Genomic DNA, 22,988 nt, shown 5'->3' with positions numbered 1-22,988 from the left:
CATCCTCCTATCTCTTTATCTTTTTTAAGATTAATTCTTTTATTTCCATTAGTTCTTCAACCTTGAATAAATAACATAAACCAAGATATATAGCTGCCCCAATACTCGCTCCAAGTAATAGGATTGCAATTGAATTAAATTTATTTTTGAAGTAAATTAATAACGTTAAAAGTGCCGTTCCCATGATTATTGAATTCATTATTATTATACTCACTTTTTTTAATATCTCTGTTATGTTAAAGCTTTTTTCTAATTTAATTATATTTATAAATAAGAGTACCGATGTTACTATCATAGCTATAACTGAAGCTAATGCTATTCCCATAATACCTATATACTTAGATAAAGTTATGCTAAATATTATGTTAATCACAACACCAATTATACCATTTATTGCTGTTACTTTTGTCTTTCCACTGGAGAATAAAGTTGAATTTAAAATATCTCTTACTCCTGTAAAGAATATTCCTGCTCCATACCCTAATAATGCAAGTGTTGTAATATTTATTGCATAACCAGTAAACTCACCCCTAGCATATACAATTGTTATTATATCTCTACTAAATATCATAACTCCAACACTAATTGGAATTAATAATATAGATAAATATATGATTGATTTCTTTAAAATCTCTAAAAACCCAGACACATCTCCTCTATTTCTCATATTAGCCATAAGAGGATATGCTACGCTGGTAACTGATGTCGTTATAATTGCATTTATAAAAACAATTAACTTCTGCGCATAATTTAAAGCTGAGACTGAACCATCTGGCAGCTTCAACGCAATATACTGATCAACAGCCATATTTAATGAGTTCGCTCCTGCTCCAATAATTACTGGAAGAATCAATACCATAATCGCCTTTAATCTATCATCTTTAAAGTTTATAAAAAGTTTATATTTATACTCGTGTGTAATCAACGATGGTACCTGAACTGCTACTCTGAAAAAATTTCCTATTACATTGGCAATGGTCAATCCTAAAATATCATAATTCCTAAACAACAATAAATATAATATCATAGGCAAATTAAAAAACAATCCTAAAATGGACGGAATTACAAAATCTTCATTTACTTGTAATAATGCTGTAAAACATGCATTAACCGATAAAAATAATATATTCACAAGTGTAATCCTTAATAACTTTATTGCAATTAGTCCTGTTTCCTCAGCTGGCCCCAGTATATGGACTATTTCTTTCGAAAAAAGGCTTGTTATAACAAAAAGAAAGAATGATATAATAAAAAGTATGTTTATTATATTGTTTGCAAAATCGTACATCTCTTTTTGTCCCTTTTCAGCTCGAACTTTACTAAGCATTGGTAAAAATGCAGTTGAAATTGCAAGTCCAACTAAAGTAAATATTGTTTCTGGTATAGACACTGCAATATTATAAGCATCAGTATATATTCCAGCACCAAAATTTTTAGCAATAAGCATGTCTCTGGCAAAACCTAAAAATCTACTAATCAATGATACTATCATTATTACAAATGTAGATTTTATTAAGCTACTTTTTTGTTTCATTTAATCACCTATTTATTTCTGTGTTATAATGTTCAGCTTTTCTATTAAGCACTAATCTGCTTATTCCTATATTTTAATACTAACAATAAAAACTTAGGAATAGCCATTAATCTCTTTATTCTAAAAGGTTCTTTCGCAACTCTGTATAACCATTCTAAGCCTAGAGATATCATCCATTTGGGTGCCCTTTTGAGCTCACCTGCAAATATATCAAAAACACCACCAACACCCATAAAAATATGCACATTTGAATTTTCAATAATTTTTTCAATAAATATCTCTTGCCTTGGGGAACCCATTGCAACAAAAACAGCCCATGGATTCCCACTTTTTACATCTTCAATTATATCACTACAGTTATTTAAATCAAAAAAACCATTATGAAAGCCAGATATCTTTAGTTTAGGAAACTCATTCTTTATATTTTCAACACATTTCTTAATAGTTTCCTCTTTTGAACCTAATAAATATATAGATCTTTCTTCTAAATTTGCTTTAATTAATATCTCTCTAAAGACATCTATTCCTGCTATCTTTTCTTTAACGGGTTCTCTTAATATCTTCGAGGCAATAACAGTTCCAACCCCATCAGGTATAATAATAGAACTTTCGCTTTCAAAATTCTTTTTAAGCACAGGACTATTTAATCCATTAAAGAGAACTTCTGGATTTCCAGATATTATATTTACCTTTTCAAAATTTTCAATATAGTTCATTAAAGCAGTTTTGTCTCTATTAAAAATATTAAAATCAAGTATTTTTGTAAACATATCTATCTCCTAAATCTTAGGCAATGCACACTATATAATTTACAATTAGTAATTAAGGGTTAATAACAAATAAAAAACTATGTTAACCCAAATTCAAAATTGAAAACATACATCACCATGTTTATTTTACGGTTCTATTTAACATTTGATCTATTTCTACTACTATATCATCTTCTGGAGCTATTTTCTTTGCAAGTTCTAAATGAATTTTTGCTTGCTCTTTGTCTCCTAAGTTTATATAACACATTACTATATTAGTACAAATTTCAACTTCTTTAGAAGCTTCAAATGCTTTTCTAAAATATTTTATTGCTTCCTCATATTCACCAATGCAAGCATAATTCATTCCAAGCTCATTAACTGTTTCAAGACTTCCTGATTCTATAGTAAGACTTTTATTCAAGTAATGAATAGCTTTATTATAGTTTTCAATTCTTCTATACCCAACACCTAGATAGTAATAAACTAAAGGATTTTCATTAAATTCTTCACTTAGTGGTAATAACAATTCTATTGCTTTCTTAGGTTCGTCTTTTAAATATTCAACAGCTTTCTCAAAATGACTTATATTAGTAATATCGCCTATTATCTTATCAATTTCATCTGTTTTTTTGCCACCCTTATTTATATACTCATTTATTTCCACTTCTGCACCTTTATAATCACCATCATCTTTGAGTATTAGTGCATTATAAAGATGTGGTTCTGGAGATTTTTCAAACTTTTCCTTAAACTCTTCAATATCCTCTAATAAAATTTCGGAAAATCCAGAATCTTTTTCTCTTATTGTCTCTCCTACCGCTAAAAGCCTAGTTAAAATTTCTTCTTCTCTTGTATACCTATAAAGACCTTTTAGCAGAAGATAAGCATCTTCTAATCTATTTTTCTTTATTCTATCCGCAATTAGACTCTTCACACATTCTTCTGCATCTGGTATATAAGATAGAATTTTTCCGTAATCATCATTATATTTAACATTTTTATCTGCTCCAAAAGTAATAAATATACCCTCAACAAAGTAATATATAGGCAGGTTACTTAACTTAACTTCATCGTTAACATTAGATACAACATAATCCGAGCTTATAGGCAAATACAGATCATCATTCTTAAAGTTAACATCTTCTGGTATATTTAGACTTCTTTTAAACCCTTCTTTATTCATTTCTAAAAATAATAATTTACTTAATTTATCTTTATACATTGTCTTGTAATTACTCATTTTACACCTCTTGTTTAAATCTTACTTTATAGATATCCAACTCTAGAACTTACTTTATATGGTAGCTTATCAAAATCATAAATATTTTGGTTCCGAAAAGCTATGAAAATATTGTTGAAGATCTAGTAAATATGTTTACCTAATAAGTAAAATATTTAATTATCATTATCAATACTTAATCAATTTATAATTCTAAAATTAAGAATGCACAATTATTGAGCAGATTTCCCAGGAAATTTGTAATAATACAATTCTATAAACTTCTTAAAGGCATTTATTTCTTAATTGTTCAGTATACATTAATTTTATTAATTGTTTAAGTATTCATTAATAATAATTGGTAGACATTCACTTTTTGATTTCATAATTAAAGAAATTGCTATCACCAAAAGATGATAGCAATTTATAAGGAAACTCGACTCACATTCGTTCGCTGAGTACTCACAGAGTAAGCGGCCATCATCAAATCGCGGATTTAGATGTCTGCTTAACTGATCAACACAAAATCATAGATTTTGGCTCTCCACTTATGGAAACTTAGCTTAATTGTGAATTAATTATTTCCATTACTTTTTCTTTAAATGTAGCAATATCTTTCTCAGCATTGTCTAAGCTGTTGCTCTTAACTGCTAAATAAACTTTCATCTTTGGCTCTGTTCCTGATGGCCTTACTACAAAATATGAACCATCTTCTAAGATGTACTTTAATACATTTGACTTAGGTAAGTCAATAGGAGCCTTAGTGTTATTTACAGTGTTTTCCTCAACACTTAATTTGTAATCTAATCTTGTAATGATTTTCACACCGTTAACTTCACTTACTGGATTATTTCTTAATGCTTCAATGCAGTTTGCTATCTTTTCTTGGCCTTCTTTTCCTTTTAATTCTAATGATACAAGAGTTTCTTTAAAATATCCATACTTTTCATATAAATCTATTAATGCATCGTAAAGACTCTTTCCTTGTTCTTTATAATATAGGCACATTTCACATACTAACATTGCTGCAATAACAGCATCTTTATCACGTACAAAGCTTCCTGCAAGATATCCATAGCTTTCTTCAAATCCGAAGATATAGTCTCTATCTCCTGCATCTTCAAATTCTCTTATCTTTTCTCCAATGTACTTAAATCCTGTTAATACATCCATAAGTTCAATATCAAAATCTTCAGCAATACTTCTAGCACCTTCTGTTGTTACTATTGTTTTAATTATAACACCATTCTGTGGCAATTTATTAGTTTCTTTCATTGAACTTAATATATAATTAGTCAATAGTAATCCTGTTTGGTTACCAGTTAATACCTTGTATTCTCCAGTGCTATCTTTAGCTACAAGACCTATTCTATCGCAGTCTGGATCAGTTCCAAAAATTATATCTGGATTTTCTGTTTTAGCCATCTTTAATGCTAATTCAAATACATCAGGATTTTCTGGATTAGGATATGATGCTGTTGGGAAATTTCCATCTGGTGCTTCTTGTTCCTTAACAACTTTAACATTACTATAGCCTAATTCTTTTAATACGGTTCTTACTGGAACATTACCAGAACCATGAATAGGAGTATATATTACATTTAAATTGCTGGCCTTTTCCTTAACTAAATCTGTTCTTATAGTCAAGCCTTTAACTTTTTCGTAGTAAACCTTATCTACATCTTCTCCAATATATTTTAATAGCCCTTTCTCTAAGGCAACATTTTCATCAATACTCTTAATTTTTGAGAAATCATCTACCGCTTTAACAGAGTTAATTATCATTTTTGCTTTTTCGTCTGTTACTTGGCCGCCAAATTCATCATAAACTTTATACCCATTATAAATCTTAGGGTTGTGAGATGCAGTAATTACTATACCACCACAACATTTTAATTCTCTAACTGTAAAAGACAATACAGGAGTTGGTCTTAAATTTTCATATAAATATACTTTTATATTATTTGCACATAAGTTAAGTGCAGCTGCTTTTGCAAATTCCTTAGACATATTTCTTGAATCATATGCAATTGCAACTGAAGGATCTTTAAAATTATCATTTAAGTAATTAGCAAATCCTTGAGTAGCTTGAGCAACAGTATATATATTCATTCTATTGCTTCCTGCACCTATTACCCCTCTTAATCCACCAGTTCCAAAATCTAAATCTTGGTAAAATCTATCTTCAATCTCCTTTTCGTCAGATATGCTCTTTAATTCATTCTTAGTTTCCTCATTAATAAAGTCAGAGTTAATCCACACGTTATACTTTTCCTTATAATTCATTTTCTGATCCCCTCTCTGTGTTTTTTCTCCTATACATTATACAATATTTATCCATAATATAAAAACACTTTTATATATTTTGCATCATATATAAAAACCTGGATGCTTTGCCAAGCACTTTTCCCTTCTAATCTATAATATTAACTGCAATAATTAAAATTATCATAAAATATATCTTTGAAACAAGATCCCTTTTCATAATAATTATAAATTACTGTATATACTCTAAAAAAACAAAAAATCAACCATCTAATGCTCAATTAAAATGGTTGATTATAATATTTAGAATCTAACTCTGTTTATCTATAATTCTATTCTGTTTCTTCTTCCTTAGCCTTTTCTTCTTCACTTATTGATCCTATAACCGTTGATAAATCATCTAAAACTTCAATTCCTTCAGCAAATTTTAGATCTTTAAAAGTATAAACTGTCCCGGCTTGTCCATTAGAAACATCTAATTCAACATCCTTTGGTAAATCTTTTGCTTTACAAGATACTTTTACTAAATCTCTTTGAGTTTGTAATATTAATCCTTTGCTTTCTAAAATGCCTTTACCAACAATCTTAATTAAGACTTCAGTATGCATTATATCATTTGCTGCTACTTCTTCAAAATCAACATGAATTGCTTTATTTCCCAAAGCATTCCTTTGAATTTCCTTAATTACAGCGTTTCCTTTCCTTCCATCAAGATTAAATTTTACTATTCCATGCTCTCCACTAGCCGAGATTTCTTTTAGTAATGCTGATTCATCTAAAGTAAATATTTCATTTCCTATTTCTTTTCCATAAATCACACCTGGAATCTTGCCTTTTCTTCTTACCTTTCTAGCACCATGGCTAGCTGTTTTTATTCTTTTAGTTAAATTTAATTCCTCCATTATAAGTACCTCCTAAAAATTAATTTTCATTTTCTTATAATTATCTAATTCATATTTTAAAAGTACACATTCACGTTGGAATAAAATAAATAGGCCTATTGCATTTACAAGGTCTAATAGTTTTTCTAATATTAATTTTATCTGAAGAATTATGAAAAGATAAAATCAAGTTAGACTTACAATTAAACATTTAAAATCGCCTCTAATATTTATTGAATTTTTATTTTCGTAATCTAATTACAATTTATATTATAGCACTTAATTACCAATTAACACAAAAAATAACAAGTTATAGATTAATACAATAACTTGTTATTTTTATAAATTTAGTTTCTTTCAATTCTAACTTTACTCCCACCCATACCTGATTCTGCAGGAGTAATCATAAGTTTCACTGGTACTCTATTCTTTATTGCTTCAACGTGGCTTATTATGCCGACCTTTAATTTTTCATTATGAATCCTTTCTAGCGAATTCATAACAACTTCAAGTAGATCATCATCTAAAGTACCAAATCCTTCATCAAGGAAAAATAATTCTAATGGTGCTGTTCCCTTAAGCTGAATCTGTGCTGATAATGCCAAAGCTAATGATAAGGATGCTAAAAATGTTTCTCCTCCTGATAAAGTAGTAGAGTCTCTTTTGGCTCCACCATTTTTATAATCTCTAATTATAAATCTGCTATTGTCATCAACCTCTAGTCCATAATTTCCATGAGTTATCTCTTTTAATCTCTTAGATGCTTCAATTGAAACATACTTAAGCTTGCTTACTGCTACAAACTCAACAAATTTCTTTCCCTTAAATAACTTTTCCAAATCACCAAGAAGAGCCAATTTATGTTCTAGTTTCATCTTCTTATCTAAGAGATCTTTCTGTTCTTCCAGCTTATTTTTTATGTTTTTTAATTCTTCATCTACCTTAATTTTGTTTTCATTAATTTCATTGAACTCTTTTTCTTTAATATCTTTTAAGAGTTTTATTTCTGTATATTCTTCTTCACTTAACTCTTTACCATCTATTTTATTAAGTAAACTTTCAATTGCTCCATTCACTTTTGACACTTCACTTTTATAACTTTCTACTTTTAATTTATAATCATTAATTTCTTCTTTTCCAATTATATTTTTTTTGACATCGTCAAGGGAATTAAATCCTTCACTGTCTATTGCAACTTCTAACTGAGCTTCTTCATCTTTTTTTCGTTTACTTAATTCCTTATATTTACTGATTGCAGAAATTAACCTTTCATTGTTTTCATTAAATTCTTTCTCTATTTTATTTTTATTGTTTTCACTTTCCTTAAACTCACTATTAATATTTTCAATATTCTCCTGAATTTTATGTAATAGTGAAACCAGATCATCTGCATTATCAACCTTATTCTTTATCGCTTGTATTTTTTCTTCTTTACTTTTTTCGTAACTACTTAATTCTGTATTATATTTAGTTAAGTTTTCTTTTACTAAGATTACTTCATTACTTAAATTTTCTTTATTCTTTTCTAATTTTTCTATTAGCTCTCTATTAGATTTAATAACCTTTGATAATCTTTCTCTCTCTTTTTCAACGGCTTTAATTTCTTCGCTTTTTTTATTAAAATCACTTACTAATGTCTTTGCTCTTAGCGAATCCAATCTATTTTTTAGAATATTCAATTCTTCTGTATTTTCTGTAATACTCTTTTCCAAATCTTCAAGCTGTCTTTGGTTAGTTCTAACTACTGCTCGTAATTCATTTATTTCTCCAGTTTTAATATTAATTTCATTCCTTAGCCTATTAACACTTTTTTCAAGTTCTTCCTTATCTTTAGAATAACTTTCTAAAGCTTTTTCTAAATCTATAAATCCCTGCTTTAACTCTTTCAAAGTTTTTTCCTTAAACTCAGTTCCGAGCTTTTCAATTTCTTCGAGATTAACTTTAATTTTTTCGTTAAAACTATTTACCTTAGTTTCACCTTGAGTTATTTTACTACTAATAATCTTTATTGAATTTTCTTTTAGTTTTATTTTTCCCTCTACATTCTTCACATCTTGAACTTCAAAGATCCTAATATTTTCTTTCATATGATGAGTCGAACCACATACAGGACATGTATCTCCATCTTTAAGTTCCTGTCTAAGAGTATGTGCTAAATTTTCTCTCATAATCTCCTTTTGAGTATTTTTTATTTCCTCTAGTTCTTTTTCAAGTTGCTTTTCTTCTTCTCTTCTACTTAATATATCTATTTGTAAGTTTTTTATCTCTTCTCTAGAGAAATCTATTTCTTTGTTCAGCTTTACATAACTGCTCCATTTTTGCTCATTTTCCACTACTAACTGTTTTAAATTAACTAAATCTTTTTGTTCACCTGGCGAATTTTTAAGTAAAAACTCATGTTGTTTCTCTTTATCTTCCAAACTCTTTTTTTCTTTATCTAAAACTTCTCTTAAGGCTTTTCCTTTAAGTATAGTTTCACTATTTTCTTTTTCAATAACTGCTTTCTTTTGCTTATCCTTAACTAGAATTCCATTTATTTTTTCTAACTTTTCTTCTACAATTATTCCTTCTTGAACTGCCTCTTTTAAGCTTTCTTCAATTTTCAAATTATCATATGTTTTTTCGTCTTCTTTTATTAGTTTATTTTTATTACTTATTTCTTCTTCTATTTTAATGAGCTCACTCTGTATACTATTATTTTTAGCATCACATTCTTTAATTTGTGCCTTTAATAAATCTATTTTATTTTCTATCTCACGTATCAAATTCTTTTCTTCAATAGCATCTTTAACTTTTTGTTCCTGCATCATTAATTGAGGAAGTTTATTCTCTTTTTTATATTTTGCCATACACCAAAGTTGCTCGATTTTTTCTTTTTCTTCTTTTATATTATCTATCTTTAATTTTAATTCTTCTAGCTCAACCTCATTTTTATCAAAGGCTTTTCTAGTGCTTTCAAATGCATTTAAATAAGGTAGCACCTTTGCGCCTGCTTCACCTAGCTTTATCTTTTCTAGATATGAATTTATCTTTTCCTCTTTTTCCTTTAATTTTTGTTCTTTATTTTTATACTCTAATAAATCAAGCTGTAGCTTCCATATTTCTTCATTTTCTTTATGCTTCTTTTCTATTATATCTAATTCCTTTTTTAAATCTTCCAGATTATTTTTTAATTCATTAAACGAATCTTCCTTTTCTTTTAATTTTTCTGGACTTACATCGTTGTATCCGCTTAATTGTCCCGCTAAAATATTGCTATCAGTTCGCTCTTTGCTTATCTTTGCACTAAGTTTTCTGGATAAATTGTCTCCAAATTGTTGAAGGTTAAACAACCTTTCAAGCATATCACGCCTATCTTTGCCTTCAAGTTTTAAGAATTCACTAAACTTCCCTTGAGGTAAAACAACAGTTCTCGAAAAATCTTCTAAATTAAGACCTACTATCTCCTCAACTTTCTTATTTATAGTTTTAACTCCATCTGCTAAAATTTCTTCTTCTGAACTTGTTACTTCAACGATTTTACATTTTCCAGAGCTTATTCCACCATCTTTTTTTCTTTTAAACTCCCTGTCAATGATATATTTTCTTATTTCACTACCTGATATTTGAAACTCAAAATTTACATTTAATCTGTCACAATTAGTATTTATAAAATTGGAGCTTTTTCTTGATACATTTCCATATAATGCTAGAGTTATTCCATCTAATATGGTTGATTTCCCACTTCCAGTTGGTCCAAAGATTCCAAAAAATCCTCTATCTGTTAATTTATCAAAATCTATAATTTGTTCATCCATGAAGCTATTTAAGCCCTTAATCCTCAATTTGATTGGTCTCATCTGTTCCACCCTCTTCGTTTATAATTGATAAAAGCAATTCCATAACTTCACCTTCTGGAGGAGTGCCCCTTTCTTTAAGATAAAACTCCTTAAATATTTCCTCAAACGATTTTTCACTTAAGTTTAATTCACGCTCTTCTTCCAATCCTTTAACCTTAGGCATTATCTCTAATATATCTGCTTTTAATTCTTTCATTTGTTTTATTTCATCTTCTCTTATGTATCTATCTGTACTTATTTCTAAATACACCCAGCAATCTTTATCTTTATTTTCAGCACATCGTAATATTGCATCTTCAATACTTGAGCATTTCCAAATTTCTATTGGTTTATATACCCTTAAGTTTATTTCTTGTATGTCACATTCTTCATTAGCTTTTGCATCAACTATATAACATCTCTTTTCAAAGCTAATCTCTTTTTTATTATAGTGAATTGGTGACCCACAATACCTTGCTCTTTTATCCGTTCCTGGAACTATTTGTGGTTTATGCACATGCCCTAATGCTATATACTGTGCTTCCTTTGGAAAACAACTTCCATCTACTATATAAGCACCTCCTAATTGAATGCTTCTTTCAGAGCCACCTTCCTCACTTCCCATTGCAAATAGATGCGATATTATAAGATTAATTGTATCTTCTCTAAAATGACTTTTTAATGAATTGAATAAAGAAAATATCTTATCACTATAGGATTTAGCTTTTTCCTCTTCATCTTCCATATAGTTATAGATAACTTCATTCAGTCTTTTCTCACTTGGATAAGGCACAGTTAAGATAACTGCTTTTTCACTATTAATTTCAACTTCCACATACCCTTCTCCTGATGACAAAACTTTATGTTTCCCATACTCACCACAAGGAACTATAGTTTTTGGTGTTCCAACCATAATGATTCCATGATCACGAGCAAGTGGACCTGCCGCAACCAATCTCTCTGGATTATCATGATTTCCTGATATAACCAAAGTAAGTCTCTCCCCATTTTTCGATAGTCTCTTTAAAGTATCATAAAACATTTTTTCTGCCCTTGCCGGAGGGTTTGGATTATCATAAACGTCTCCCGCAATCATTATTAAATCTATATTATTATCTTCTACAATCTTAACAAAATCATTTAAAAACTCTTCCTGCTCATCCATTCGGCTTTGTCCTTCTAAATTCTTGCCTAAATGCCAATCAGCTGTATGCAATATTCTCAAATTATATCTCCTCCCATTAGGCCCAATTTATATTTACATTATAGCCTACTTAAATAGATTTTTTCCAATACTATTTTGTGGATATATATGTCTAGATTGAATTATTCTAATCATTTCTATGTGTACCCATACATTTGATAAATTTTAGATATATTAATATAATGATTTTATTATTTGTATTGAGTTTTATTGTATAAAGCATGCTAGATATAAAAAACAAAGACTATAAAAACCTGTATTCATATACAGCAAGTAATTTATAAAAAAGGTAGGTAATATTTATGGAAAGAAGTAAATCTTTAAATACTAGTGAATTAGTATTAATGGGGCTAATGATTGCTTTAACCTATATAGCAGGAAGCATAATTAAAATTCCATCAGTTGGAGGCTTTGTCCAAATAGGCGACTGTATGGTATTCTTATCAGTGATAGTTCTAGGTAAGAAAAAAGGAGCAATTTCAAGTGCTCTTGGTATGTTTCTTGTTGATGCATTAGGTGGATATTATTTTTGGGCACCCTTTACGCTAGTTATTAAATGGGGAATGGCTTATATTGCAGGATCTATATTAGAAAAAATGTCAGAAAACAAAGTTACTGTAAGGTATACAATTGCATTTGTATCCAGTGGTATATTTATGGTGATTGCATATTTTTTTGCTGGAATAATAATATCAGGCTTTTTAACAGAAAAAATTGGGCTAATACAAGGAATAGCATATTCAGCTAAAGATATATTAGGGAACATAATCCAAGTATCTACTGGTATAGTAATCGCATTGCCATTAAGTGCAGTTGTATCAAAAGCAAAACAAGCTGTATTTGCTCATTAGATTTAGCTTCTACAAATCATTCAAATTTTTATAACAGAAATTTTTAAAATTTTCTATCACTAAAAGTCTCAGGTGATTCCGTATCCTGAGATTTTTTATCTTCATTTTCAAATTTAACTAAAAAATATCTAGGGGATGAATATATTTTCCTTTTTGTTCTCTTTTAAAATGTCCCCTTCTGAATTAGCTTTATTAATAATTTATGCTTCAGAGTGGCCTAGATGCCACCTATTTCATTCCAATTCAAACTCTTATATAATAAAGAAGTGACTATATCATAATAATTAAAAAACTTAATATGATACAGTCACAGTAATTAATAAATTTTCAACCTCTATTTTATGCTCTGTTCTCCTCTGTCTTAGAACTTTCCATTATTTTAGGCATTATCATTGATGAAAGTAACGATATAACAGCTATTCCTATAAGTATTATAAATAAAAAGTGTAATGAACTGTTTAATGAGAGTCTTATCTGTTCATCAGTTACCGCTGAATTATACAAATTACTTGGATCAACTCCATTTATTCCTAATTGAGTAAAATACTTAATTATATATATATTAAATATACTACCAAATATACTTACTCCTATAGTTTGACCTATTGTTTTAAGCAATGAATTAGCTGCAGTTGCAGCACCTCTCTTGTTATATTCTACTGACTCTTGAATTATTATTGTTAAAGTTGTAAATGCTCCACCAAATCCAAATCCCATTATGAAAGCATATATTATTACTAATAATATAGAAGATTCTGCATTCAATGTAGGCAATAACGCTGTACTAATTAGTAAGATAACATTAGATATAAGTATTACTATTTTCCCACCAAACTTTACTATACACTTTCCTAAAATTACTGCAGCTATAAGCCAAGCAAATGACATAGGAGCTAGTGCCAAGCCTGATATCTTAGCACTATATCCAAGTACATTTTGTATGTATATTGGGAGATAAACATTCGAACCCATTAATATAGCTGAAGCCAAGAAGCTTATTAAATTCACAATTGAACTTGTCTTTGTAAATATATCAAAAGGAATAATTGGCTCTTTTGCTTTTCTTTCAATTATACAGAATGCAACTAGTAATATAACAGTTGCAATAACGGATAATAAAGTAAATATATTATTGCTAGAACTCATATCTTCATTTGACAAGAAGATATTCAAAAATATAACCATCGCCAGTGATAAAGTTATAATTCCAGCAAAATCTATGCTATGTTTTTTCTTTTCGAAAACTTCATCCAAATTTCTTTGAATAAGTACAACTGATATAATTCCAAATGGAAGATTTATAAAAAATATCCAATGCCAGGATAATAAATCTATTAAAATCCCTCCCAAAAATGGACCTACTAAACTTGCAATTCCCCAAACAGAACTTATTATTCCTTGGATCTTTGGTCTTTCCTCTAATGTAAATACATCTCCAATAATTGTATATGTAACTGTAAATATTGCTCCAGCACCTATTCCTTGTACTGCTCTAGCTCCTATCAGCATGTACATAGTTTGCGATAATCCACATAAAAAGCTTCCAATTAAAAATATTATTATTCCAATTGAAAGCATATTTTTTCTTCCATATAGATCTGATAGTTTCCCATATATAGGAGTAGCAATGGCAGAAGTTAGTAAATATACTGAAAAAACTGAACTAATAATTTCAAATCCTTGTAAATCCTTCACTATTGTTGGTATAGCTGTCGTTACAACAGTTCCTTCCACTGCCCCTAAAAACATTGCTACCATTAATGCTGCTGCAATGCTTCTTTTTCTTGAATTCATCTTTAAATCACTTCCTTATAAATTTCCTTTGTTTATTTTAAGGTCAACTTTATAATTATATATATACTTAGCTATTTATACAACATTATAATAATATTTTAACTTGATGTGCTACTGATTTATGATATAGTATATAATAAAATATTCAATAATTTAAGAGGGGTAATTATATGACAAAATCGACAATGTCAATGTCTTCATTTTTTCGCAATAGATTTGTTCAAGTAATTATAGCTTCTTCTATTTTTCTACAAATAGGAATATGGGTTCGTAATTTCGCCATATTGTTATTTGTAATGGAGAAGACTAATAACAATCCCATTGCGGTTTCTTTAATTTCAGTTGCAGAATTTGCTCCAATATTTATATTTTCATTTATTGGGGGAACCTTTGCAGATAGATGGCGACCGAAGCGTACCATGGTTTGGTGTGATTTACTAAGTGCTATTTCTGTTTTTGCCGTTCTGCTTACAATAATCTTTGCAACTTGGGAAGCTGTATTTTTTGTAACATTTATTTCATCTATTTTGTCTCAGTTTTCTCAGCCCTCTGCAATGAAATTATTTAAAGTCCATGTTCCTGAAGAGTTTATGCAAACTGGAATGGCTATTTTCCAAACTCTTATGTCTATTTTTATGATTATAGGACCAGCATTAGGTACCATTGCTTTTCAAAAGTTTGGAATAGATATTTCTATATCAGTAATGGGTGTAGCTTTCTTACTATCAGCTTCAGTATTAACTCTATTGCCCGCTGATGAGATAATTGAAAAGAAAGAAACTACAAATCATTTCTTAGAAGAATTAAAAGAAGGTTTCGCCTATGTTTGGCAGCAAAGAGAGCTAACTATACTTGGATCTGTTTTTGCAGTATCAGGCCTTGCTGTTGGTATCATACAACCACTTGGGGTTTTCTTAATTGTTGAAAGACTCGGTCTTCCTAAAGAAAATCTTCAATTATTACTTATGGTAAATGGAGCAGCAATGTTTATTGGTGGCGGATTAGTTATGACAATCTCAAAGAAAGTTATGCCCCAAAAGCTTCTTGCAATAGGACTTATAGTTAACACCATTTCAATGGTTGGCATGGGATTATCTTCAAGCTGGATTATAATTCTATTGTTCCAATTCCTTAATGGATTTTTTATGCCTTGCATCCAAATTGGTATTAACACATTAATTCTTCAATTAACAAAATCTGAGTTTGTTGGAAGAGTAAACGGAGTATTAAATCCAATGTTTATGGGATTCATGGTTATTACAATGTCAATTACAGGATGGCTTAAAAGCCAATTTTCCCTTACTATTCTCTACATCTCAGCAGGCATACTTTTTCTAATAGGTGCAATGCTTACTTCATTAATATTTAATACCTCAATTAGTAGTGAAATAGATTCAGCAGAATAGAAAAGTGAAAAAGCACCACTAGATGTTATAAATTATGATATCTGGTGGTGCTTTATTATTCTTAAAATACGTCTATTTATTTCAAAAATATAAAAAATCATTACTTTTCTATTGGATACTTAGGGCCTGTTAGATCTAGTTGATAAAAAACTAAGTCCAACCATTTACCAAATTTATAGCCTGCTTTAGTTACTGTTCCCGAGTATTTAAACCCAAATTTCTCATGAATTTTGATACTACCGTCATTTAAACTATCAATGCAAGCAACCATAGTTGCGTACTCATCTCTATTAGCAGCATCAATTAATTCCTTTAACAATATCTTCCCTATTCCTAAATTTCTATAGTCTTTATGAACATATACAGAATGTTCTATTGTGTACTTAAAGGCTGGATAAGTTCTAAAAGACCCGTATGTAGCAAATCCTACAACTTTGTTATCTTTTTCAAACACCAATAGTGGGCATCCATCTTTTTTCTTTTCATCAAACCACTGTTTTCTTTCCTCAAGATTATGAGCAGTATAATCATAAATCGCTGTTGTATTTAATATAGCATCATTGTAAATCTCTAAAATATCTGCTAAATCTTTTTCCGTTGCTTCTCTTATCATTTTTCATATCCCTTTCAAAATAAACTAATCTTCCTATATTTTAACACCTATGTGCAATATGTAAAATTATTTTTTTAATATCCCCATTTTATTAATTTTTATAGTGATAAAACAACACTTAATTACAAATAATTGAATAATAATAAATTAAACTAAATAAAAAACAGCATACATGAACTTATTTACCTACAGTTAATGTACGCTGAACTTTACTAATATTTTTAATTATTCATCTATTATCATAAACAATGAAAGATTGGCTCCATTTTCTTATATGTACAAAATTCTTTATATCCCAGTTCCTTAAGTTCATTTTTTACATAAGAAATCTTGCATCCTACATCATCTTCCTTATGTGAATCAGATCCTATTGTAATAATAGTTCCTCCTAATTCTCTGTATAACTTTAATATTTCTCTAGAAGGTGTCAAATCATCTAACCCATATCTAAAACAAGATGTGTTAATTTCAATTCCTTTTCCATGAGAAATTACGTGAACTAAGATTTCTTTTACAATATCTCTTACCTTTTCAAAAGGATATTTTCCCATCTTATCATATCTATTAATCATATCTAAATGACCTAAAACACTATAATCATTATATTTTTTTATTACTTTTAATATTTCCTCATAATATTTCTCATTATATTCCTTTTGTGTCTTTCCTTTTTGAAAATCCTGTGTCCAAAATGCCTTATTATCTACCTGATGACAAGAGAGAATAACAAAATCAAAATCATATTCATTAAAATCTTTTTGAAATTCATCAATAGTATGTTCTTGCATCCCAAATTCGATTCCAAGTTTCATAGTAATTTTATATTTATATTTTTCTCTGCACCTATTAAATTCATTTATATAATCTATATAATTGCAATTTATATCTACTTTCACTCCATAATCAACATGCTCTGTAAAGCATATTTCATCAATTCCTAAAGATATTGCCTTTTTGATCTCATCTTCCATAGGATAAGTGGAATCATCGCTAAAACTTGTATGCATATGATAATCAGCTAACATAATTAAATTTCCTCCTAAAATATTATTACAACTATTATTACTATTTCTTCAATATAAAATTCTCAATTAATTCAGCGACAACACCTTCATTATTATCGGCTTCTGTTGTATAATCACAGGCTCTTTTTACATCTTCAACTGCATTTCCCGCCGCTACTGATAGACCTGCTACTTTTAACATAGACATATCGTTATAGTTATCTCCTACAGCAATTGTGTCTTTAATATCTATATCTAAAATTTTTGCTAAATTAATTAGACCACTACCTTTATCTACCCCTAATGAATTAAATTCCATATATCGATTTGACGAATAACTTACAGCACAATACCCCTCTGTAATACTTCTCATATCTGGCTCAATACCCATCAAATATTGAACATTTATATTTTGATATATGATCTTTGCAATTGGTTCCTCTTCAAGAAAATCCACTGTATTTTCTTTCATAATAGTACACTCTAATTTTTGATTTTTAATTCTTTCTTCTTCACTTTGTGATAAATTATAAATATACAATTTATCTTTTGTATAAACATGTATGCAAACATCCTTATTTAATCCATACTCAAAAATTTCTTTCATCTTATCGAATCTTAATCCTTTAAATTGCAGTAGCTTGTTATCCTTATTTTCTGTTAAAGCGCCGCCATTAAAGGAAATAATATATTCCCCAACCTGATCATATAAATCTAAAATTTTCAAGTCCTTCTGAATAGAAGAATAACCTCTTCCTGTAGCTGGTACAAATTTTACTCCATACTCTTTCTTGGCTCTTTTTATTAAATCAATATTTCTTTGACAAATTATATGATTATCATTTAATAGTGTCTCATCCATATCACAAGCTATTAGTTTATATGCCATAATTTTGCCTCCTCCTATATTGCGCATTTTTATATATACTTTTTTAAAATATTTAAAATAAGATCTGCTTCTAAGACTGTGTATTTCCAATACTTTCAAAAGTTATTTGCGATTTGATTTTATTGTAACTCTCCAAAGAATGAAGCACTGTATCAATCTTGTGCCGTGAATATATACTCTACTTAATAATTTTCTTCATAAAAAAGAAACTGCTTGTACTCTTTAAAAGTCATCTTTATAATAGATGCTCAAATCCAGTTATAATTTCTACAATATAATTTATATGCTAACTCCATTGATATTTTAAGTTCATAATTCTTTAGTTCAATTTGATGATAATAATTTTTATTAATGCTAAAATAAATATATATATGTTGCAATTCATAATGCATATTTCATAATTACGGCTAAAATTCATTAATAAAATAATTCATCTAAAAATGTAAACTTCACCAAGGAGATAATCATCATGACAATTTATAATTTACTTTTATATGCTAATAATTTAACTGAAACAGAAAAATTACTTGCAAATTACATATTGGAAAATCAGGAGCAAGTTGCTGGTATGTCACTAGATGAATTAGCCAAAGTATCTTTTTCATCAATCTCAACTATACACAGACTATGTAAAAAAATCGGATTAACTGGTTTCAAAGAATTTAAAATCAAGTTTGTTGAAGAACTATACTCCAAAATGAATAAGCCAGAAAATATTGATATAAATTTTCCTTTCAAGAAAGACGATACACAGTTTCAAATCGCTAGTAACATTAAGCAGCTTTATATTGATACCTTAACCAACACTTTTTCCTTCTTTAATTCCGAACAGCTAGAAGATGCTGTTGATTTAATTTATAATGCCGAGATAGTCGATGTTTATGCCGTTACAAATAATATACAAACGGCATTGAACTTTCAAGATAAAATGCAAAGCATCGGTAGATACGTTAATGTTTCACTAATTCCAATGAACCAAGTATACCGTGCTGCCGCTTCTAATAATAAAAATAAGCAAGTTGCAATTATCCTTTCTTATTCTGGTAAGACACCTGAAATTAAAGAAATTGCTTTAGTTCTAAAACGTAAGGAAATAGAAACCTTAGTTATCTGTTCAGCTCAAGAAAACTATTTAACTAAGTTATTTAAATATCATATATTTGTTTCTAGTAAAGAAAATTTAAAGAAGAAAATTTCTCACTATTCTTCTCATATTGCTACACAATATGTTTTAGATGTCATATTCTCTTGTATCTTTAACAAAGATTATGAAAAAAATATGGAGTATCGCCTAAACGAATTTAATAAGTTAGATCATCGCCAGGTAGAAGAATGACCTAATCTTTAGATGTTTATGCTTCGTACTTAGTATTACATTTTGTTCATTTACATTATAGTAGATAACTATTGATAATTATATACATGCAATCAAAACAGGTACTTATTTTCAAATATTCCTTTAAATAATAAAATTATCTGAAAATATTTTTCAGATAATTTTATACTCATAGAAATATATAATTTTTATAGATTTCAATTAACATTAAAAACCTAGCCAGCTTTTCTTCATTCAACATAATTATTTCTTACTAATATCTTTTTATATTTATACAACAATTATTTAATCTCTCTCAAACAATTGTTGTAAATCTTCTTTTGATAAACTGCCTAATAAGCCGCTATTTTTAAGTTCTCCCGTTAAAATACTGTCAATAAGTTGTTTTTTATCTTCTTGAAGCAAAATGATTTTCTCCTCTATAGTTCCTTTAGATACTAACTTAATCACCTCTACTACATCCCTTTGACCAATTCTATGAGCTCTATCCGTCGCCTGAGCCTCAACTGCTGGATTCCACCATGGATCAAAATGAATAACTAAATTAGCTGATGTTAAATTAAGTCCAGTTCCTCCAGCCTTTAAGGAAATCAAAAAGACATTCACAAACTCATTAGTATTAAAATCTTTAACCATTTTTATTCTATTTTTAGGGCTTGTTTTTCCGCTCAAATGGAAAAATTCTATTTTCTCCTTATTTAAGCGATCCCCAATCCTATCTAATGCAGAAGTAAATTGTGAAAATAGAAGTATCTTCCCACCAGAATCAATATGATTTTTGATAATTCCTGCTACTTCTTCTATTTTCCCACTTCCTCCATTATAGTCTTCAAGTATAAGTGAAGGATCTAAACATATCTCCCTTAGCTTAGTTAAATATGAGAATATCTCGATTCTACCATCTTTGTTATTCTTCATTACAGCTTTTACTCTTTTTACATAATTACTATACACAGCTTTTTGAGAAGGGGTCATTTCAACTAATAAAGTTTTTTCTATTTTATCTGGTAATTCATTCATTACTTCTTTCTTAGTTCTCCTTAAAACAAAAGGCTTTATCATAGTCTTAAGATTCTCTAAATTATCTTCCCTTCTTGAAATAAATTTTTCCTCAAACTTTTCTTTAGCGTAGAGGTACACTGGATTATAAAGTCAAATATAGACCAAAGCTCTGTCAAATTATTTTCAATAGGTGTTCCAGTTAAAGCAAATCTAATTTTTGCCTGAATTTCTTTTACAGCTCTTGAATTCTGAGCTTCAGAATTCTTAATACTCTGCCCCTCATCAATTATGCAATAATCAAAAACAATATCTCTATAATTATCTATATCTAATCTCAATGTTCCATAAGTAGTTAGCACTACATCATACTCATATATATCTTCCATAATTTTATCTCTTTGACTTCCATGAACCATCACAACCCTTAAACTTGGCGCAAATCTTAAAATTTCATCTTTCCAATTATAAAGCAATGATGTCGGACAAATTATGCAAGTCTTTTTGTTCTTCTCTGATAATAAGAATGCTATAACTTGTATTGTCTTACCTAATCCCATCTCATCTGCTAATATTCCTCCAAATCCCACTTCACTTAAGGTCTTGAGCCACTTAAATCCATTAATTTGATATTCTCTAAGGATTCCTTTAAAATCACTTGGGATTGATATATTTTTATTATTTATGTTGTCTAACTTATTTTCTATATCTTCTAATTCATTGGAATTCTGTATAATTCCTAACCCTATATTCTTTATATTTTCATATAGACATAATGCTTTATTCTTCTCCATTTTAACTTTTTCATTATTTAAATCCAGATTTATATTTAACACTTCAATTAGATTAAAAAAACTTCTCACACCATTATCTTCAAAATCTAAAAAGTTATTATTTCTTGTTTTGTAAAATTTATTTTTATCTTTATATGCCTTCAATGCACTATTTAATTCCTTTGTTCCTAACTCCTCTATACTATAAGAGAAATTATAACTACCGTCCACTTCATCTAAATCAACTCTAATTGAATCCAGATTATATATTTTTTTATTGCTAAGGCCGTTTCCTAACATAACATTTCCCAACGAGTGAATTGTCTCTCCTTTTTTGCTTAGTATATTAAACAACTCTTCATCTTTACCTATAAATACAAGTCTGTTATCTATTTTTACAAAACTTAGTTTTTCAACTTCCATAAGAAGCTTTTCTTCTTTTTTATCATCTCTTATGAACGTATGTGAAACATTTCTCTCATCTAATATATTGATTTTTGTACTACCATAGCTAAGAAATATATCACAGTAAATTTTTCCGTTCCCTTCATATAAAAAGAATTCAGGTCTTGATAAATTAGATGCATAATTTCTTAAGTTTTCCGCAATATTTATGTTACTCGAAATTCTACTTAAAAGAGACATTAGTTTAGTGTAAGTATCTATATCTTTTCTATAAGTAATTCTGCCATAAACTAATAATCTTTCATGCAAACTAGCATAATTATCAATTTGATTTTTTGAAGGTAAATAGAGTTCATTCCTAAAATAATAAACATCATTGTTTGAATTTAATGAAATGGGAAGCTGCTTATGAGTCGTCAATACTATCATTCCGTTATCTTCCTTAACATTAAAGGTTATAGGTAGATCTTTGTGTAATATTGGTGCTGTAATTTCAATATAATCAAACTTAAATTTTATTTTTCTATCCTCTATACCTTTTAAAAATTTTCTAAGTTCCTCTGGCTTAAGTATAAGCTTCCCACTTCTCGAAGGTGTTTGTACCTCATAATATAGAGAATCTTTTTCTATTTTTCGAATAAGCCTTGTGCTATGATCATTTCCCCATATTTTATATTTTTCTGCAGTTTTCTCTTCAGAATTTTCTTCTTTATCATTATCGCTTTCAAGCAAGCTAATAAACTTATATTCAGTAGCAGTTATATGACTACACATTAATGTATATCCACTCGAAGTAAACTCTTTAAACTCGTCACAGGAACACTTAGCGCTCTCTAGTTTTTTCTTTTGAAGGTTGATCTTAATATGTGTACTAAATTCGTTAATTCTATTTTTATCCGTAACTCTTCCATAAATATGATATATATTATCTATCTTTTTCCCCTTAAAATAAGTGACTAAACCATTATTAAATTTAACCTCTCCCTCTCTTTTCATAGTAGATGAAGCTGATTTAAATAATATTGACTTTAATTCTTCTAGTTTCAAGTAATCACCTCTTTCGTGACAAGCACAAATAAGATTCTAGCCATTTATTTAATCTATAAATTATAAATTAAATATCACTTTTACCTCTAATAGTTGCATTTCAATAATGATATTTTTGCATAAAATATATTATAACATAGTAGTTTAGATTTTTTATCTTTGATCAAAAAGTTATACCCTCAAGGAGTATCTCCTCGT

14 protein-coding genes and 1 pseudogene are annotated in these 22,988 nt (G+C 28.7%); 3 read left to right on the top strand and 12 right to left on the bottom strand.

Translation table 11 applies throughout. From position 1 onward, the window contains the following. Positions 1 to 7: 7 nt before the first annotated feature. From murJ to AXY43_RS19880, 7 genes are all read right to left on the bottom strand, one after another. A complete protein-coding gene (gene murJ, locus AXY43_RS19910; protein WP_039769809.1) occupies positions 8 to 1,534 on the bottom strand; it encodes a murein biosynthesis integral membrane protein MurJ in 1,527 nt (508 codons plus the stop codon). Positions 1,535 to 1,578: 44 nt separating this feature from the next. Next, entirely contained in the window at positions 1,579 to 2,304 is a 726-nt protein-coding gene (locus tag AXY43_RS19905; protein ID WP_105412031.1) for a WecB/TagA/CpsF family glycosyltransferase, read from the bottom strand. 121 nt (positions 2,305 to 2,425) lie between these two features. Then, on the bottom strand, positions 2,426 to 3,526 hold the full coding sequence (locus AXY43_RS19900) for a tetratricopeptide repeat protein (RefSeq protein ID WP_023975253.1): 1,101 nt from the start codon (positions 3,524 to 3,526) through the stop codon (positions 2,426 to 2,428). A gap of 537 nt (positions 3,527 to 4,063) precedes the next feature. After that, complete coding sequence (locus AXY43_RS19895) at positions 4,064 to 5,791, bottom strand: phospho-sugar mutase (RefSeq protein ID WP_017212720.1); 1,728 nt, start codon at positions 5,789 to 5,791, stop codon at positions 4,064 to 4,066. Between the two features lie 311 nt (positions 5,792 to 6,102). Then, the gene (locus tag AXY43_RS19890; protein WP_105412030.1) at positions 6,103 to 6,672 is read right to left on the bottom strand and encodes a 50S ribosomal protein L25; all 570 of its coding nucleotides are present in this window, start codon (positions 6,670 to 6,672) and stop codon (positions 6,103 to 6,105) included. Between the two features lie 326 nt (positions 6,673 to 6,998). Beyond that, entirely contained in the window at positions 6,999 to 10,490 is a 3,492-nt protein-coding gene (locus AXY43_RS19885; RefSeq protein ID WP_105412029.1) for an AAA family ATPase, read from the bottom strand. After that, positions 10,465 to 11,694 (bottom strand): exonuclease SbcCD subunit D, encoded by a 1,230-nt coding sequence (locus AXY43_RS19880; RefSeq protein WP_039769804.1) that lies wholly within the window; start codon positions 11,692 to 11,694, stop codon positions 10,465 to 10,467. Before AXY43_RS19880 ends, AXY43_RS19885 begins: the two co-directional genes overlap by 26 nt. Before the next feature lie 281 nt (positions 11,695 to 11,975). On the opposite strand from AXY43_RS19880, the gene AXY43_RS19875 reads away from it, so the two are divergent. Then, positions 11,976 to 12,524, top strand: coding sequence for an ECF transporter S component (locus AXY43_RS19875; protein WP_023975256.1), 549 nt, complete (start codon positions 11,976 to 11,978; stop codon positions 12,522 to 12,524). Positions 12,525 to 12,863: 339 nt separating this feature from the next. On the opposite strand, the gene AXY43_RS19870 is transcribed toward AXY43_RS19875, so the two are convergent. Next, positions 12,864 to 14,318: an MDR family MFS transporter gene (locus AXY43_RS19870; RefSeq protein WP_023975257.1), complete on the bottom strand. Its 1,455-nt coding sequence runs from the start codon at positions 14,316 to 14,318 to the stop codon at positions 12,864 to 12,866. Positions 14,319 to 14,488: 170 nt separating this feature from the next. Between AXY43_RS19870 and AXY43_RS19865 the strand changes: the two genes are divergently transcribed. Next, positions 14,489 to 15,724 (top strand): MFS transporter, encoded by a 1,236-nt coding sequence (locus AXY43_RS19865; protein ID WP_039769802.1) that lies wholly within the window; start codon positions 14,489 to 14,491, stop codon positions 15,722 to 15,724. A 100-nt stretch (positions 15,725 to 15,824) separates the two neighbouring features. Here the strand turns inward: AXY43_RS19865 and AXY43_RS19860 are convergent, their stop codons facing one another. From AXY43_RS19860 to AXY43_RS19850, 3 genes are all read right to left on the bottom strand, one after another. Further along, positions 15,825 to 16,337, bottom strand: a complete 513-nt coding sequence (locus AXY43_RS19860) for a GNAT family N-acetyltransferase (RefSeq protein WP_023975259.1) — start codon at positions 16,335 to 16,337, stop codon at positions 15,825 to 15,827. A gap of 239 nt (positions 16,338 to 16,576) precedes the next feature. Continuing rightward, on the bottom strand, positions 16,577 to 17,362 hold the full coding sequence (locus AXY43_RS19855; protein ID WP_105412028.1) for a histidinol-phosphatase HisJ family protein: 786 nt from the start codon (positions 17,360 to 17,362) through the stop codon (positions 16,577 to 16,579). 40 nt (positions 17,363 to 17,402) lie between these two features. Beyond that, positions 17,403 to 18,230 carry a Cof-type HAD-IIB family hydrolase gene (locus tag AXY43_RS19850; protein WP_039769797.1) on the bottom strand — a complete coding sequence of 276 codons (828 nt, stop codon included), beginning with the start codon at positions 18,228 to 18,230 and terminating at the stop codon, positions 17,403 to 17,405. A gap of 469 nt (positions 18,231 to 18,699) precedes the next feature. Between AXY43_RS19850 and AXY43_RS19845 the strand changes: the two genes are divergently transcribed. Continuing rightward, a complete protein-coding gene (locus AXY43_RS19845; RefSeq protein ID WP_011968316.1) occupies positions 18,700 to 19,566 on the top strand; it encodes a MurR/RpiR family transcriptional regulator in 867 nt (288 codons plus the stop codon). A 285-nt stretch (positions 19,567 to 19,851) separates the two neighbouring features. Here AXY43_RS19845 and AXY43_RS19840 read toward each other — a convergent pair. Further along, positions 19,852 to 22,790, bottom strand: a pseudogene (locus tag AXY43_RS19840) (DEAD/DEAH box helicase). Positions 22,791 to 22,988: the final 198 nt, after the last annotated feature.

The sequence above is a fragment of the Clostridium sp. MF28 genome (assembly GCF_002969175.1).
In the GTDB taxonomy this organism is placed as follows: domain Bacteria; phylum Bacillota; class Clostridia; order Clostridiales; family Clostridiaceae; genus Clostridium; species Clostridium beijerinckii.
Note: the sequence above shows the minus strand (reverse complement) of the source record. Positions and strands in the feature narration are given on the sequence as shown.